This is a genomic window from Pseudolysinimonas sp. (assembly GCF_057350545.1).
Window position 1 is genome coordinate 1 of the sequence record NZ_JBMRCP010000041.1, and the last position, 14,510, is coordinate 14,510.

The following is a 14,510-nucleotide window of genomic DNA, read 5'->3' on the forward strand; positions in this document are numbered from 1 at the left end:
CCGCTCTGCAGGTGCCAGCGGATGACGACCTGCGCCGGGCTCACGCCGTGGGCCGCGGCGGCATCCTGGATCGGCTGCAGGCCGAACAGGTCGTACTTGCCCTGACCGAGCGGACCCCACGCCTCGATCGCGATGCCGTGCTCGGCGCCGTACGCCCGCAGCTCGCGCTGCTGGAACGTCGGGTGCAGCTCGATCTGGTTGACGGCCGGCACCGTCGAGGAACCCGCGGCGAGCTTCTCGAGGTGCGGCACGTGGAAGTTCGAGACGCCGATGCTCGTGGCCTTGCCGGCATCCCGCAGCTGCTCCATGCGGAGCCACGACTCGAGGTAGCGGTCGAGGTCGGGGCGCGGCCAGTGGATGAGGTAGAGGTCGACGCGGTCGAGCCCGAGCTTCTCGAGGCTCAGGTCGAGCGCGTCGCCCACCGTGTCGGCACCCTGGTCGGAGTTCCAGAGCTTCGTCGTGATGAAGAGCTCGTCGCGCGGGATGCCCGACTTCGCGATCGCGGCACCGACGCCGATCTCGTTGCCGTAGACGGCCGCGGTGTCGATGTGGCGGTAGCCCGCCTCGAGGGCGTCGGTGACGATGCGCTCGGTCTCGTCGGGGTCGACCTTGAAGACACCGAAGCCGAGCTGGGGGATGTGGTGGCCGTCGTTGAGCTGAACCGTGGGAATCGAAGTCACCCGACGATCCTGCCACCGACGGCTCAGCGCGGGCTGGGTCCCGTCGCGATCGGGAGCTCGGGATGCGGCGCCCACGCGCTCCACGACCCGGGGAAGAGCGCCGCGCCGAGACCCGCGAGCTCGAGCGCGAGCACCTCGTGGGCGGCGGTGACGCCCGACCCGCAGTACACCGCGACGGGCGCGCCCGCTTCGACGCCGAGTTCGCGGAATCGGGTGCGGAGGGCATCCGGGGGCAGGAACCGGCCGTCGGCGGAGAGGTTGCCGGCCGTCGGCGCGCTGATCGCACCCGGGATGTGCCCGGCGCGGGGGTCGATCGGCTCGACGTCGCCGCGGTAGCGCTCGGCGGCGCGCGCGTCGAGCAGCGTGCCGACGTCGGCGAACGTCGCGGCACCGTCGAGGTCGAGCGTGGGCATGAGTCCACGGCGCAGCGTCACGTCTCCCTCTCGCGGCTCGACGTCGCCGGTCTCGAGATCGAAGCCCGCGTCGCGCCAGGCGGCGAGCGCTCCGTCGAGCAGACGCACGTCCACGCCCGCATCGCGCAGCAGCCACCACGCGCGCGCCGCGGATTGGCCGCCCAGGTCGTCGTAGACCACGACGATGTCGCCGCGCCGCACACCCCAACGGCGCGCAGCCGCCTGCAGCGCCGCGGTGGAGGGCAGCGGGTGCCGACCCTCCGTGGCGGGCCGCGCGTGGTCGGAGAGCTCGGTGTCGAGGTCGACGTAGACCGCCCCCGGGATGTGCCCGCCGAGGTAGTCGGGTCGTCCGTCCGGCTGGTCGAGCCGCCAGCGCACGTCGAGGATGCGCACCCGCCCGAGCACGTCGTGCAGCTCGGCGGCGGAGACGAGCGGAGAGTCGGTCATGGCTCCAGGCTAGGCGGGCTGTTGACATCCGCCTCGCCGCGTCGTAACGTACAACCAAATGGTTGTACAAGCAGAACTCAGCGACTCCGAGGTCGACCGCATCTTCCACGCCCTCGCCGACGCCACGCGGCGCGACATCGTGCGCCGCACGCTCACCGGCGAGGCGTCGGTCAGCGAGTTGGCCGCCGACTACGCCATGTCGTTCGCGGCCGTGCAGAAGCATGTCGCCGTGCTGGAAGGAGCAGGACTCGTGACCAAGGAGACCCGCGGTCGCACGCGCATCGTGCGCGCCGACCCCGACCGCCTCGCGAGGGCGCGCGACCTGCTCGACGCCTACGCCGAGCTGTGGCGCGGACGCATCGATCGCCTCGACGCGCTCCTCGCCGCCGACGACGACTGACCGAACCGAAGAACAAGGAGAGCACCATGCCCGTGACATCCGTCACCACCGACCCCGAAGCGCTCACGATGACGCTCGTGGCCGACTTCCCCGTCCCGGTCGAGCGCCTCTGGGGTGCGTTCGCCGACCCGCGCAAGCTCGAGCGGTTCTGGGGCCCGCCAGGCTATCCCGCGACGTTCGACACCTACGACCTCCGCCCCGGCGGCCTCGCGCACTACTGGATGACGAGCCCGGAGGGCGAGCGGTTCTTCGGCCGCTGGGACTTCGAGGAGATCGACGAGCCGCACCGGATCGTGGCACGCGACTCGTTCGCCGATGCGGCGGGCAATGTCGACGACTCCGTTCCCACGGGGCGGATGACGCTCACGTTCGAGAGCACGGGGAGCGGCTCCCGCGTCACCGTGGCCTCGGCATCGCCGACCGCCGAGGCGCTCGAGCAGGTCATCGCGATGGGCCAGGCCGAGGGGATGGAGCAGGCGTTCGGCCAGCTCGACACCGTGCTCGCCGATCTGCGCGAGTACGCGCTCGGGAAGGGCACCCGCACCGAGCTCATGGACGACACCCACGTGCGCATCACCCGCGCCTTCGACGCCCCGCGGCACCTGCTGTGGCGCGCGCACACCGAGCCCGAGCTCATGAAGCGCTGGCTGCTCGGCCCCGACGGCTGGGTCATGACCGTGTGCGAGAACGACCCGAGAGTCGGCGGGTCCTATCGCAACGCGTGGGCTCCGGCCGAAGGTGAGCCGGGCGAGGCCTTCGGCTTCGAGGGTGAGAACCTCGTGATCGAGCCCGAGCGTCGCCTGGTGACGACCGAGCGGATGTCGGGCACCGACTACGCCGGAACGGTCAACGACCTCACCTTCGACGAGGCCGACGGGGTGACGCTCATGACGCTGATCGTGACCTACGCGAGCGCCGAGCAGCGCGACATGATCCTCGCCACCGGCATGACCGACGGGATGGAGGCGTCCTACGCGCGTCTCGAGCGGGAGTTCCTCGCCGTCTCCTGACGCCCCCGCGGGTTGAGGAGCGCCGCGCAGCGACGCGTCTCGAAACCTCACGCACGACGTACCCGGTTTCGAGACGCGTCACCCTGCGGGCGGCGCTCCTCAACCCGCGAAGACATAAGCTGAAAGGCTCATGTCTGCCCTCGACCTGAAGATCACCTACCCGCCGGAGCTGCCCGTCAGCGCCGCCCGGGACGAACTCGCGCGCGTCATCGCCGAGAACCAGGTCGTGATCGTCGCGGGTGAGACGGGCTCCGGCAAGACGACGCAGCTGCCGAAGATCTGCCTCGAGCTCGGGCGGGAGAAGATCGGGCACACGCAACCCCGACGCATCGCGGCGCGGTCGGTCGCCGAGCGGATCGCCTCCGAACTGAACGTCGAGCTCGGCAGCGTCGTCGGCTACCAGGTGCGCTTCGACGACCGGGCCGGGCGCGACACCCGCGTGAAGCTCATGACCGACGGCATCCTGCTCGCCGAGCTGCAGCGCGACCGCGATCTCAAGCGCTACGACACGATCATCATCGACGAGGCGCACGAGCGGTCGCTCACGATCGACTTCCTGCTCGGCTATCTCGCGCAACTGCTCCCCCGGCGCCCCGACCTCAAGGTGATCGTCACGTCGGCGACGATCGACCCGCAGTCGTTCGCCCAGCACTTCGCGTCGGCGGACGGCACCCCGGCCCCGATCGTCGAGGTCAGCGGCCGCACCTATCCCGTCGAGATCCGCTACCGGCCCCTCGTCTCCGAGCGTCTCGAGGACGACGACGACGGTGAGCCGGTCGAAGACCTCGACTACCTCCAGGGCATCTCCGCCGCCCTCGACGAACTCGCCCGCGAACCCGACGGCGACGTGCTCGTGTTCCTCTCCGGCGAGGCCGAGATCCGAGACGCCCAGGATGCACTCGCGAGCCGGGCCGCGACCGAGGTCGTGCCTCTCTACGGCCGCCTCTCCGCCGCCGAACAGCACCGCGTGTTCGACACGAAGCGCGCCCCCGGCATCCGCCGCCGTGTCGTGCTCGCGACCAACGTCGCCGAGACGAGCCTCACGGTGCCGGGCATCAAATACGTCGTGGATGCCGGCACGGCCCGCATCTCGCGGTACAGCCCGCGCGCGAAGGTGCAGCGCCTGCCCATCGAGGCGATCTCGCAGGCCTCGGCGAACCAACGGTCGGGCCGCGCGGGCCGCACGAGCGACGGAATCGCGATCCGCCTCTACGCGGAGGACGACTTCGCGCGGCGGCCCGAGTACACGGATCCCGAGATCCTGCGCACCGACCTCGCCGCGGTCATCCTGCAGATGATGGCGCTCGGCCTCGGCGACATCATGGCGTTCCCGTTCCTCCAGCCGCCCGACAAGCGCGGCGTGCGCGACGGCCTCGACCTGCTGGCGGAGCTCGGCGCGCTCGAGGGGGCTCGGCTGTCGAACATCGGGCGGATGCTCGCGCAGCTCCCGGTCGACGTGCGGTTCGGGCGCATGCTCGTCGAGGCGAAGCGGCAGGGCGTCGTGCGCGAGGTCGCCGTCATCGTCGCGGGGCTCAGCATCCAGGACCCGCGCGAACGTCCCGTCGAGAGGCGCCCTCAGGCCGACCAGCTGCACGCCCGGTTCGTCGATCCGACGAGCGACTTCGTGACGCTGCTCAACCTCTGGAACCACCTCGAGAAGGAGCAGTCCGCTCGCAGCAGCAGCGCGTTCCGCCGCATGTGCAAGACGGAGTACCTCAACTACCTGCGCATCCGCGAGTGGCAAGACCTCTACCGCCAGCTGATCCGGTCGGCGAAGCCGCTCGGGCTCGTGCCCGGCAACGCGTCGACGGATGCCGACGGCATCCATCGCTCGCTGCTCGCCGGGCTGCTGTCGCGACTCGGGATGCGCGACCGGGAGAAGCGCGACTACCAGGGCGCGCGGGGGCAGCGGTTCATGATCTTCCCCGGGTCGGCGCTCGCGAAGAAGAACCCGGAGTTCGTGATGGCCGCCGAGCTCGTCGAGACCTCGCGGCTCTTCGCGCGCACCGTGGCCGCGATCGATCCCGCGTGGGCGGAGAAGCTCGCCGGCGACCTCGCGAAGCGCTCGTACTCCGAGCCGCACTGGGAGAAGAAGCAGGGCTCCGCGGTCGCCTGGGAACGGGTGACCCTGTTCGGGCTGCCGATCGTCGCGCGCCGCCGCATCCTGCTCGCCCGGGTCGACGCGGCCGAGGCGCGCGAGCTCTTCGTGCGGCACGCGCTCGTCGACGGCGACTGGCCGTACCCGGTGCGCGGCAACGCGCTCTACGACTTCGACCGCGCCAACCGCGAGTTGCGGCGCGAGCTCGGGCTGCTCGAGGAGCGCGCGCGGCGCCGGGACATCCTGTCGGACGACGAGGCCGTCGTGGAGTTCTACGACGCGCGCGTGCCGCGGCAGATCAGCGACGTGCGGTCGTTCGAACGCTGGTGGAAGGATGCCCGCCGCGAGACGCCCGACCTGTTGACGCTCACGCGCGCCGACCTGCTCGACGAGGAGGACGACGCCCTCGACCCCGACGCGTTCCCCGATCGGCTGCACGGGTTCGCGCTGAGCTACCGCTTCGAGCCGGGTGCCGACGACGACGGCGTGACCGTCGAGGTGCCGCTCGAGCTCCTCGCGTCGATCGACGCTGCCCCCTTCGAGTGGCTCGTGCCCGGGATGCGCGAGGAACTCGTCACGGCGCTTCTGCGTGCGCTGCCGAAGGCGATCCGCAAGAACGTCGTGCCCGCCGGCGACTGGGCGCGACGGCTGCTGCCGACCCTCGACGTCTCCGCACCGCTGCGCCCGGAACTGGCCCGTGCCATCCGCGCGGCGAACCACACCCCGGTCGACCCGGCCGACTTCGAGCTCGGCCGCGTGCCCGCCAACCTGCGGGTGACCTACGCCGCGGTCGACGGGCGCGGGAAGCGCGTGGGCACCTCGAAAGACCTCTCCGCCCTGCGGCTGCGGTTCGCCGAGAAGTCTCGCGAGCGTGTTGCGGCGGTCGTCGCGCGTCCCGGGCAGGAGCTCGAGCGCACCGGGCTCACCGCCTGGCCGGACGGTGACCTGCCCGAGGTCGTCGAGGCGGGCGGCGTGCGCGGCTTCCCGGCGCTCCTCGACGAGGGCAGAAGCGTCGGGGTGCGGGTCTTCGCGACGTCGGTGGAGGCGGGCACCGCGTATCCGCTCGGCGTGCGCCGGCTGCTCGCGCTCGGGCTGCCGAGCCCGGCGGGCTACGTGCGCGATCACCTCACCGGGCCCGAGAAGCTCGCCCTCGCGGCGAGCCCCTACCCGTCGATGAACGCGCTCCTCGACGACGCCCTGCTCGCGACGATCACCGACCTGATGTCCGGCCGCGCACCGCGGGATCGCGCGGGGTTCGAGACACTGCGCGCCGACGTCTCCGGTGGACTCGTCGACGGGATGTTCGCGACCGTGTCGACGGCCGCGCGCGTGCTCACGGCGGCGCGCGAGGCCGATCGGGCGATCTCGGCCGCCTCGTCGCTCGCCTTCCTCGGCCCCCTCGGTGACGCGCGGTCGCAGCTCGACGCCCTCGTGCATCCCGGATTCGTGGCGATCACGGGCGCGACCCGACTGCGGCGGGTGCCCGTGTACCTCGCCGGGCTGCTGCACCGCGTCGCGAAGCTCCCCGACAACCCGGGACGGGACCGCGCCTGGCAGACCGAGGTCGAGCAGGCGATCGACCTCTACGAGCAGGTCGGCGGCACCCTCCCGCTCGCACCCGACACCGACCCCCGCCTCGTCGAGGTGCGCTGGATGCTCGAGGAGCTGCGGCTCTCCCTCTTCGCCCAGCACCTCGGGGCCGCCGGTCCCGTCTCGGTGCAACGCGTGCGGAAGGCGCTCTCGGGCTGAGGGTGGAGTCGGGGTGAGGGTTTTGTCGGGTTAGTTGCACATTGCTCCGTCCTCCAACTGCAATCTGCAACTAACTCGACGGTGCGGTGTCGCCGAGGCGGGGCATCCCCCACCCGGTCATGAGCTCGTCGAGGTGGTCGCGCGTGACACCGATGTGCTCCCGCATCGCGTCGGCAGCGCGCTGCGGATCGCCCGCGCGGATCGCGTCGAGCACGGCGGCGTGCCCGTCGACGCTCGCCTCCTTCACGAGATCGAAGTCGAGCACGTCGACCGGCTGGAACATCGCGACGCGGGCATCCTCGATCGCGATCTCGAGTTGCGTGTTGCCGGCGGCCGACGCCACCGCGAGATGGAACCGAGTGTCGGCGTGCCGGAAGTCGGTGAGCAGCTCCGCGGCGTCGAGTTCCCGGGACGCGGCCTCCAGCTCGTCGAGTTGCTCGGGTGTGCGCCGCACGGCGGCGAGTTCGGCCGCCGCCGCCTCGACGACCGTGCGGAACTCGATGAGCTCGACGATGTCGTGCGCGTGCGCCCGCATCTCCGACAGCAGGAGCGTCTTGTCTCCGAGCGTCTCGAGGACGACGGCGCCGCCCTGCGATCCCCGACGGATCTCGAGCTGCCCGGCGCCTTCGAGCACGCGGTAGGCCTGCCGCAGAGTCTCGCGCGCGACACCCAGTCGCTCGGCGAGCTGACGTTCGGCGGGCAACCGCTCGCCCGGCCGGATGCGACCCAGGGTGAACTCGCGACGCAGGTGGTCGACGACGGCCTGATACCCCGCGACGCCGCGCGTCGCCATCGGCTCGATCTGCGTCACCACGATGCGGTCACCCTAGTGCTCAGACGGGAAGGCCTTCGGGATCCTCGCCGACGATCCGGGCGCCTGTCGGGAAGCGAAGAAGGCCCGCGTCGCCGTGCCCGCCGATCCCCGCGGCGCCGAAGAACGCCTGCGCCGAGTCGGCCGACATGTCGAGCACGCTCGACGAGTTGACCTTCACCTCGCCCGCCTCGAGCCGCACCCCGAGCGCTCGGGCGGCGCCGGCATCCGCGGAGTACACGTAGCCCGCCAGACCCACCTGTCCGGCGTTGGCCCGCGCGAGCGCCTCGGAGTCGGAGTCGACCGGCACCACCGTGAGAATCGGACCGAAGAGCTCGCCACCCGGCTCGAGCCCCTCGCCGACCACGAGGGTCGGGGCGACGAACCAGCCGTTCGACGGCACCTCCCCGACCGTCACGACCCGGCCTCCGGAGGCTGCGAGGGCGTCGCGCTGCGCGAGCAGCTCGGTGCGCCGCGCTTCGAACGCGACGGGACCGACCTCGGTCGACGCGTCGAGGCTCGAGCCGACACGCACCGCGGCGAGACGTTCGACGAGCGCCTCCTCCAGCTCTCCGGCACGCGCCCGGGCGACGTACACCCGCCGCGGGGCCTCGCACCACTGACCCGAGAGTTTGAGGAATCCCGTCGCGAGGCTGTCGGCGGTCGCGACGACGTCGGCGTCCGCCCGCACGATCGCCGGGTTGTTCGAGCCGAGCTCGAGGTGGAGTCGCGTGAGGTTCGGCGCGGCCGCCGCGGCGATGGCGCGACCGGTCGGGGTCGATCCGGTCATCGAGACGGCACGGATGCGGGGGTCGCCGACGAGGGCCGCACCGATCGTGCCACCGCCTTCGACGAGCGAGACGACGCCACGCGGGATGCCGGCTCGCTGCGCCGCGTCGAGCACGAGCTGGGCGCTCCACGGCGCCGCCGGCGAGGGCTTCACGACGGCAGTCGCCCCCGCGGCGAGCGCGTACGCGAGCTTCTTGACGACCATCGCGCTCGGCGCGTTCCAGGGGGTGATGAGCGCGATCGGCCCGAAGGGGATGCGATGGATGCGCACATCGCGCCCGTCGGCGGCCACCGCACGCGCGTCACCCAGCTCGCGCGCGTGCCCGATCGCAGCCCGGACGGTTCCGCCGTTGCTGCCGCCGAACAGCCGCGTCACGGCGATCGGCACACCGGAGTTCACGGCGTCGAGCACCGCCGCCTGCTCGGCGATCTCGTCGAGCTCGGCGGCGAAGCGCTCGAGAATCTCGGCGCGGCCGTCGACGCCGAGGCCGAGCCACTCACCGCGCGTATGCGCGTCGGCGGCTGCGGCGATCGCGGCCTCGAGCTGCTCGGTCGACGACGTCGTGCCGTAGCCGAGAACCTCCCCGGTGTTCGGGTCGGCGAGGGGCTCGCCCGCCGGACCGCGACTCGGCTCAGCCTCTCCCCCGATCCAGGTGCGGGTCTCGGGCGGGGTGGGCAGAGGAACGCGCACGTCAGATCCGATCGAAGTAGCGCCGCAGCTGCCAGTCGGTGACCGCGGCCTGCGCGACCTTCCACTCGTGCTCGGCGAGGATCCGGAAGTGGTCGGTGTCGTCGGAGCCGAGCAGGCCCCGCACGAACTCCGAGCCGTCGAACGCGACCGCCGCCTCGGCGAGCGTCGCCGGGACGACGACCCCCGCATCCCCCTCGTAGGCGTTGCCGACCGTCATGGGGGGCGGGGTGAGTTCACGCGCGATGCCGTCCTCGACCGAGGCGAGGAGACCCGCGAGGGTGAGGTACGGGTTCACGTCGGCGCCGGGCACCCGGAATTCGAACCGCAGCGACGAGGGGGTGTGTCCGACGACGCGCACCGAGCACGAGCGGTTCGCGATGCCCCACGTGCGGCCGAAGCCGGCGACATCCTGCGAGTTGGTGCGCACGTAGGAGTTGATCGTCGGCGCGTACCAGAGCATGAGCGACGGGATGTGCTCGAGCACCCCGGCCACCGCGGGTCGCAGGAGGTCGCTGAAGTGGTGCTCGCCGTCGTCCGACCACAGCGCGGCCGACCCGTCGGCATCGAGGAACGAGCAGTGCACGTGGCACGACGATCCGGCCTGGTCGGCGAGCGGGCGCGCCATGAAGGTCGCGCTCATCCCGGCGCGGGTCGCGGAGTCGCGCACCGCCATCTTGTACAGCGCGTGGCGGTCGGCCATCTCGAGCGCCTCGCCGTAGACGAACGTCATCTCCCACTGGCCGGTGCCCCACTCGGACTGGGCGGCTTCCATGAGGATGCCGCTCGCCTTCAAGTCGGCGCGCAATCTCTGGAAGAACGGCTCGTAGGCGTTGCCCTCCTGGATCATGAAGTCGCTCGGGTAGAGCGTCGTCGGCTCGAGCTCGTCGCGGAACCGCGACTTGCGCAGCGCGCGCGGCTCGTTCTCGAACAGGTAGAACTCGAGCTCCGTGCCGACCTGCGGCGTGAGTCCGCGCTCGGCGAGCGAGGCGAGCACGCGCCGGAGGATGACGCGCGGCGAGATGGACATCGGCTCCCCCGTGACGATGTCTTCGGGGTCGCCGAACACGATCGCGACACCGTCGAGCCAGGCGGCGCGACGCAGCGACGAGAGGTCGGGCCGCAGCAGCACATCGGGAGCGCCGTTGTGCATGCTGCACAGCCGCAGCACCCCGGCGTCGATGAGGTCGAACGACTGGTCGACATCCCACGCCCACGCGCACGTGCAGATCTCGACGCCGTGATCGGCGATACCGACGAAGATCTCCACGGGCACCCGGCGGCCGACGAGCCGGCCCTGCAGGTCGGGTGAGACGATCACGACCGTGGTGATGCCGGCATCCTGAAGTTCCTCGACGGTGAGGAAACCCTCGCGGTGGGTCATCGGTGCTCCTTTGTTCGTCATCCGAGTATCAGCGCGTGAGCCAACCGCCATCGACCGGCAGCTGGATGCCGTCGATCCAGCTCGCCTCGTCGGAGAGCAGCCAGGAGACCGCCGAGGCGATGTCGGCCGGCTGACCGACGCGCTTCACGAGCAGACGCTGCCCGAGGAACTGCATCGCCTCGGGGCTCGTGATGCCCTCGTAGTCGAAGAAGTTGGTCGCGATCGGCCCCGGCGCGACGCAGTTGACGCGGATGTTGCGGTCGGACAACTCGACGGCGAGAGCCTTGGTGAGCATCGGCACCCCGCCCTTGCTCGCGTTGTAGTGCGGCTGCGCGGTGGTGCCGCTCGTGACGACGACGAGGGCCTCGACGGTGGAGAGGTTGACGATCGCGCCGCCGCCCGACGCGGCGATGTGCGGCGCGAGCGACTGCGCCACGAGGAACTGGCCTTTGAGGTTGACGTCGACGACGAAGTCCCAGGCCTCCTCGGTGAGCGTGTCGAACGAGTGGGACGTGACGACGCCGGCGTTGTTCACGAGCAGGTGGAGGGCGCCGAAGCGCTCGACGGCCAGCTCGGCCGCCGCGTCGATCTGCACGCGGTCCCGCACATCGACCTTCGCCGCGACGGCCTCGCCGCCCGCGTCAGAGATGAGGCCGACCGTCGCCTCCGCGGCCGCGAGGTCGACGTCGCTCACGAGCATCCGTGCTCCCTCGCTCGCGAGCCGCAGCGCGGTCTCACGTCCGATGCCGGAGCCGCCACCGGTGATGAAACCGACCTTCCCTTCGTGCCGTGCGGTCATCGGGTCCCTCCTCGGGTGCTCTGGGCGACGCGTGCGGCCGCCTGCTCGACGATCCACGCGAAGAGCGGGTCGCCGTCGAAGGTCTCGGGATGCCACTGCACCCCGAGGATCAGTCCGCCGTGGTGCTCGATCGCCTCGACGGTGTCGTCGTCGGCGCGCGCGACGACCCGGAGGCCGTCCCCGGGCCGATCGACGGCCTGGTGGTGGAATGAGTTCACGGCGAGCCGCGTGCCCAGCAGTGTGCCCGCCACCGAGTCGGACTCGATCGTCACCTCGTGGGTGCGCGCCGCGCGCGCCGCCGTGAGCGGAAGGTGCGCGGCACCCCGCTCGCCGGAGAGGTGCTGCACGAGCGTTCCGCCGAACGCCACATTGATGAGCTGATGCCCGCGACAGATCCCGAGCACGGGCATCCGCGCGGCGTGCGCGGCGTCGACGAGCGCGAGCTCGACGTCGTCGCGCAGCGCCGACGTCGGCCCGGTCTCGGGGACCGGCGCAGCGCCGTACCGAGCCGGGTCGACGTCCTCTCCCCCGGCGAGCACGAGGGCGTCGACGCGCGGCAGCACCGCGGCCACATCGACGTCGAGGGGGAGGTAGACGGGCACGCCCCCGGCGCGCGCGATCGAGGTGGCGTACTCCGCGAAGTAGACGTCGAGCGGCGCGTCGGCGAATCCTTCCGGGGCGCCCATCATGGACGCCGGTCGACGCCGGCCCGTGATCGCGACGAGGGGGGCGTGCGCCGTCATCGAGCGGTCGTCTCCGCCGCGGCGGCCGGGTCGTCCGCGCTGACCTCGACGATGTCGTCGTAGACCTTCGAGCCCCGCGACCGGAGCACGAGGGCCTGCGAGACGCCGAATACCGGGCCGACGAGCACGACGGCGAGCAGCACGCTGCTGAGCACGCCCCAGGTCGGCGACCCTGCGGCGTCGACGTCTCCCACGAGCAGCGGGAAGTTGAGCGCGATGAGCACCGCCGAGACCGCGAGCCCGAGGAAGCCGAGCCCGGGCGCGACGACCGTGCGCAGCACGTTGGTCTCGCGCTTCGTCCGGGCGAAGAACACGATGACCGCGAGGCAGGTGGCCGCCATGAGCACGACGATCGCCAGCGTGGCCACCCCGGCGAACCACGCGAAGGCGTTCACCGGTCCCATGCCGCTGAGCACGACGAACGCCGTGAAGGCTGCGGCCGTGATCACCTGCACGAGCGATGCGACGTGCGGCGAGCCGTGCTTCGGATGCACCGAGCCGAGGCGACGCGGCAGCATCCCGATCTTGCCGATCGAGTACTGGTAGCGGGCGAGCACGTTGTGCAGCGACAGCACGGCCGCGAACATCGAGCCGAGGAACAGCACCGCGATGACGATCGCGCCGATGGGGCCGAGGTATTGCGCGGTGACGCGCGCGAGCACCGACGACGGGTCCTCGGCGGAGAACTCGACGAGCGCACCGATGCCGATGCCGTTCACGAGGGTCCAGCCGGCGATCAGGTAGAACAGGCCGATGACGATTGCCGAGCCGTAGGTGGCGCGGGCGATCGTGCGGTCGGGGTCCCGCACCTCGCTGCGGTAGACGACGGTCGACTCGAAGCCGATGAACGAGGCGATGGCGAACATCAGGCCGAGGGCGGGCGCCCCGGAGAGCACGCGCTCGATGAGGAACAGCTCGACGGTGAGACCTTCCGCCCCGCCTCGGATGACGACGGCAGCGGTGAGCACGAGCACGATCGCGAGCTCGGCGAGGAGCGCGACCACGAGCACGCGCGACGAGAGCTCGATGTGGCGGTAGCCGAGCACGCCAACGATCGCGATCATGATGAGCGTGAAGACCCACCAGGGGATGTCGGGCCCGCCGAGCGTGACGAGGTCGGTGCTGATCGAGAGCCCGAGGTAGGAGAACACCGCGCACTGCACCGTCGTGTAGCAGACGAGCGCGAGGTAGGCGGCTCCCGAGCCGGTGACCCGGCCGAGGCCGTGGCTGATGTAGGTGAAGAACGCGCCGGCTGCGGGCACGTGGCGACTCATGGCGACGAGTCCGACCGAGAACAGCAGCAGGATGACGGTGGCGACGACGAACATCACGGGGAAGCCCGCGCCGTTGCCGATGAGGAAGCCGATCGGCATGATGCCGCCGACGACGGTGAGAGGGGCGGCGGCGGCGATCACCATGAAGGTGACGGATGCCGCGCCGAGCTTTCCGGTGAGACCAGGAGTCGCAGTCGACTCTGACGTGCGGGTCATGGACCTGTCCTTTCGGGTGGGATTGGTCTACACCCTAGGCCAATAGGCCAATACCGCAACAGTGCGAAGCTTCGGAATATCGCACGACGTCGCGGCGCTCTCCTCCGTGTGAGCTTCAACGACGCGATCATCGACGAGTTCCGCTCGAACGGCGGGGCGGTGAGTCGCGGCTTCGGCACCGACCTCGTGCTGGTGCACTCGACGGGCGCGAAGAGCGGGGAGGAGCGCATCCACCCGGTCCTCGCGCTGCGCGACGGCGACGCGTGGCTCATCGCGGCCTCCAAGGGCGGCGCTCCGGAGCACCCGGCGTGGTTCCACAACCTCGTGGCGCACCCTGACGCCGTGATCGAGTCTCCCGATCAGCGCGGCGGCATCGACACCGTGCCCGTGCGCGCGACGTCGCTCGAAGGTGAGGCGAGGGATGCCGCGTGGGCGCGATTCCTCGACCGCTCCCCCGCCTTCGCGCAGTACGAGGAGCGCGCAGGGCGGGTCATCCCCGTCGTGCGGCTCTCACGTCGGTGAGGGTTTTGTCGAGTTAGTTGCACAATGTCGCGTCCTCCCGGCGCAGTGTGCAACTGGGTGACGGGTCACCGCGATCCAGTTGCAGAACGTCGCCGGAGGACGCGACATTGTGCAACTAACTCGACAAAACCCGTCCCCCCGAGAGACTCTCCGCCCACGCCGAAGCCCCGCCCGCACGAGGCAGACGGGGCTCGGGGTGCCGAGGCGGGATCAGTCCCGCTTCGCGCCCGTCGACGCCGAGGCGTTCGACTCGTAGGACGTGTTCGTCGACTCGAAGAAGTTGACGAGCTGCAGGGTGTCGTTGGCGGTCGCCATCCACTTGGCCGGGTTCGTGACGTTGTACTCGGGCTCGAAGCCGAGCTCTTCGAGCCGGCGGTCGGCGAGGTACTTCACGTACTGGTTGATGTAGTTGGCGTTGAGACCCAGGATGCCGTTGGGCAGGAGGTCGCGGTTGTACTGCTCCTCCATCTCGACGGCGTCGATGATC

13 protein-coding genes are annotated in these 14,510 nt (G+C 71.0%); 4 read left to right on the top strand and 9 right to left on the bottom strand.

All coding sequences use genetic code 11. The annotated features are described in order from the left end of the window. Both ACO1X9_RS05385 and ACO1X9_RS05390 read right to left on the bottom strand, forming a co-directional pair. A partial coding sequence (locus ACO1X9_RS05385) for an aldo/keto reductase (RefSeq protein WP_486349801.1) occupies positions 1–680 on the bottom strand: 680 nt, incomplete at its 3' end. A 23-nt stretch (positions 681–703) separates the two neighbouring features. Next, positions 704–1,540: a sulfurtransferase gene (locus ACO1X9_RS05390; RefSeq protein WP_486349802.1), complete on the bottom strand. Its 837-nt coding sequence runs from the start codon at positions 1,538–1,540 to the stop codon at positions 704–706. A gap of 58 nt (positions 1,541–1,598) precedes the next feature. Here ACO1X9_RS05390 and ACO1X9_RS05395 point away from each other — a divergent pair, with 58 nt between their 5' ends. From ACO1X9_RS05395 to hrpA, 3 genes are all read left to right on the top strand, one after another. After that, positions 1,599–1,940, top strand: coding sequence for an ArsR/SmtB family transcription factor (locus ACO1X9_RS05395; RefSeq protein ID WP_486349803.1), 342 nt, complete (start codon positions 1,599–1,601; stop codon positions 1,938–1,940). Positions 1,941–1,966: 26 nt separating this feature from the next. Beyond that, entirely contained in the window at positions 1,967–2,950 is a 984-nt protein-coding gene (locus ACO1X9_RS05400; RefSeq protein WP_486349804.1) for an SRPBCC domain-containing protein, read from the top strand. 130 nt (positions 2,951–3,080) lie between these two features. Beyond that, positions 3,081–6,797: an ATP-dependent RNA helicase HrpA gene (gene hrpA / locus ACO1X9_RS05405; RefSeq protein ID WP_486349805.1), complete on the top strand. Its 3,717-nt coding sequence runs from the start codon at positions 3,081–3,083 to the stop codon at positions 6,795–6,797. Between the two features lie 70 nt (positions 6,798–6,867). On the opposite strand, the gene ACO1X9_RS05410 is transcribed toward hrpA, so the two are convergent. Genes ACO1X9_RS05410 through ACO1X9_RS05435 form a run of 6 tightly spaced genes read right to left on the bottom strand, consistent with a single transcriptional unit; the run spans position 6,868 to position 13,501 of the window. Further along, positions 6,868–7,611 (bottom strand): FadR/GntR family transcriptional regulator, encoded by a 744-nt coding sequence (locus ACO1X9_RS05410; RefSeq protein ID WP_486349806.1) that lies wholly within the window; start codon positions 7,609–7,611, stop codon positions 6,868–6,870. Between the two features lie 19 nt (positions 7,612–7,630). Then, on the bottom strand, positions 7,631–9,088 hold the full coding sequence (locus ACO1X9_RS05415; RefSeq protein WP_486349807.1) for an aldehyde dehydrogenase family protein: 1,458 nt from the start codon (positions 9,086–9,088) through the stop codon (positions 7,631–7,633). A 1-nt stretch (position 9,089) separates the two neighbouring features. Next, on the bottom strand, positions 9,090–10,469 hold the full coding sequence (locus ACO1X9_RS05420) for a glutamine synthetase family protein (protein WP_486349808.1): 1,380 nt from the start codon (positions 10,467–10,469) through the stop codon (positions 9,090–9,092). Between the two features lie 28 nt (positions 10,470–10,497). Further along, positions 10,498–11,268: an SDR family NAD(P)-dependent oxidoreductase gene (locus tag ACO1X9_RS05425; protein WP_486349809.1), complete on the bottom strand. Its 771-nt coding sequence runs from the start codon at positions 11,266–11,268 to the stop codon at positions 10,498–10,500. Then, positions 11,265–12,011: a gamma-glutamyl-gamma-aminobutyrate hydrolase family protein gene (locus ACO1X9_RS05430; protein WP_486349810.1), complete on the bottom strand. Its 747-nt coding sequence runs from the start codon at positions 12,009–12,011 to the stop codon at positions 11,265–11,267. The genes ACO1X9_RS05425 and ACO1X9_RS05430 overlap by 4 nt, the downstream gene beginning before the upstream one ends. Further along, positions 12,008–13,501, bottom strand: coding sequence for an APC family permease (locus ACO1X9_RS05435; RefSeq protein ID WP_486349811.1), 1,494 nt, complete (start codon positions 13,499–13,501; stop codon positions 12,008–12,010). Before ACO1X9_RS05435 ends, ACO1X9_RS05430 begins: the two co-directional genes overlap by 4 nt. A 108-nt stretch (positions 13,502–13,609) precedes the next feature. Between ACO1X9_RS05435 and ACO1X9_RS05440 the strand changes: the two genes are divergently transcribed. Then, complete coding sequence (locus ACO1X9_RS05440) at positions 13,610–14,023, top strand: nitroreductase/quinone reductase family protein (protein ID WP_486349812.1); 414 nt, start codon at positions 13,610–13,612, stop codon at positions 14,021–14,023. 210 nt (positions 14,024–14,233) lie between these two features. Here the strand turns inward: ACO1X9_RS05440 and ACO1X9_RS05445 are convergent. After that, on the bottom strand, positions 14,234–14,510 hold a 277-nt coding region (locus ACO1X9_RS05445), incomplete at its 5' end, for a ribonucleotide-diphosphate reductase subunit beta (protein WP_486349813.1).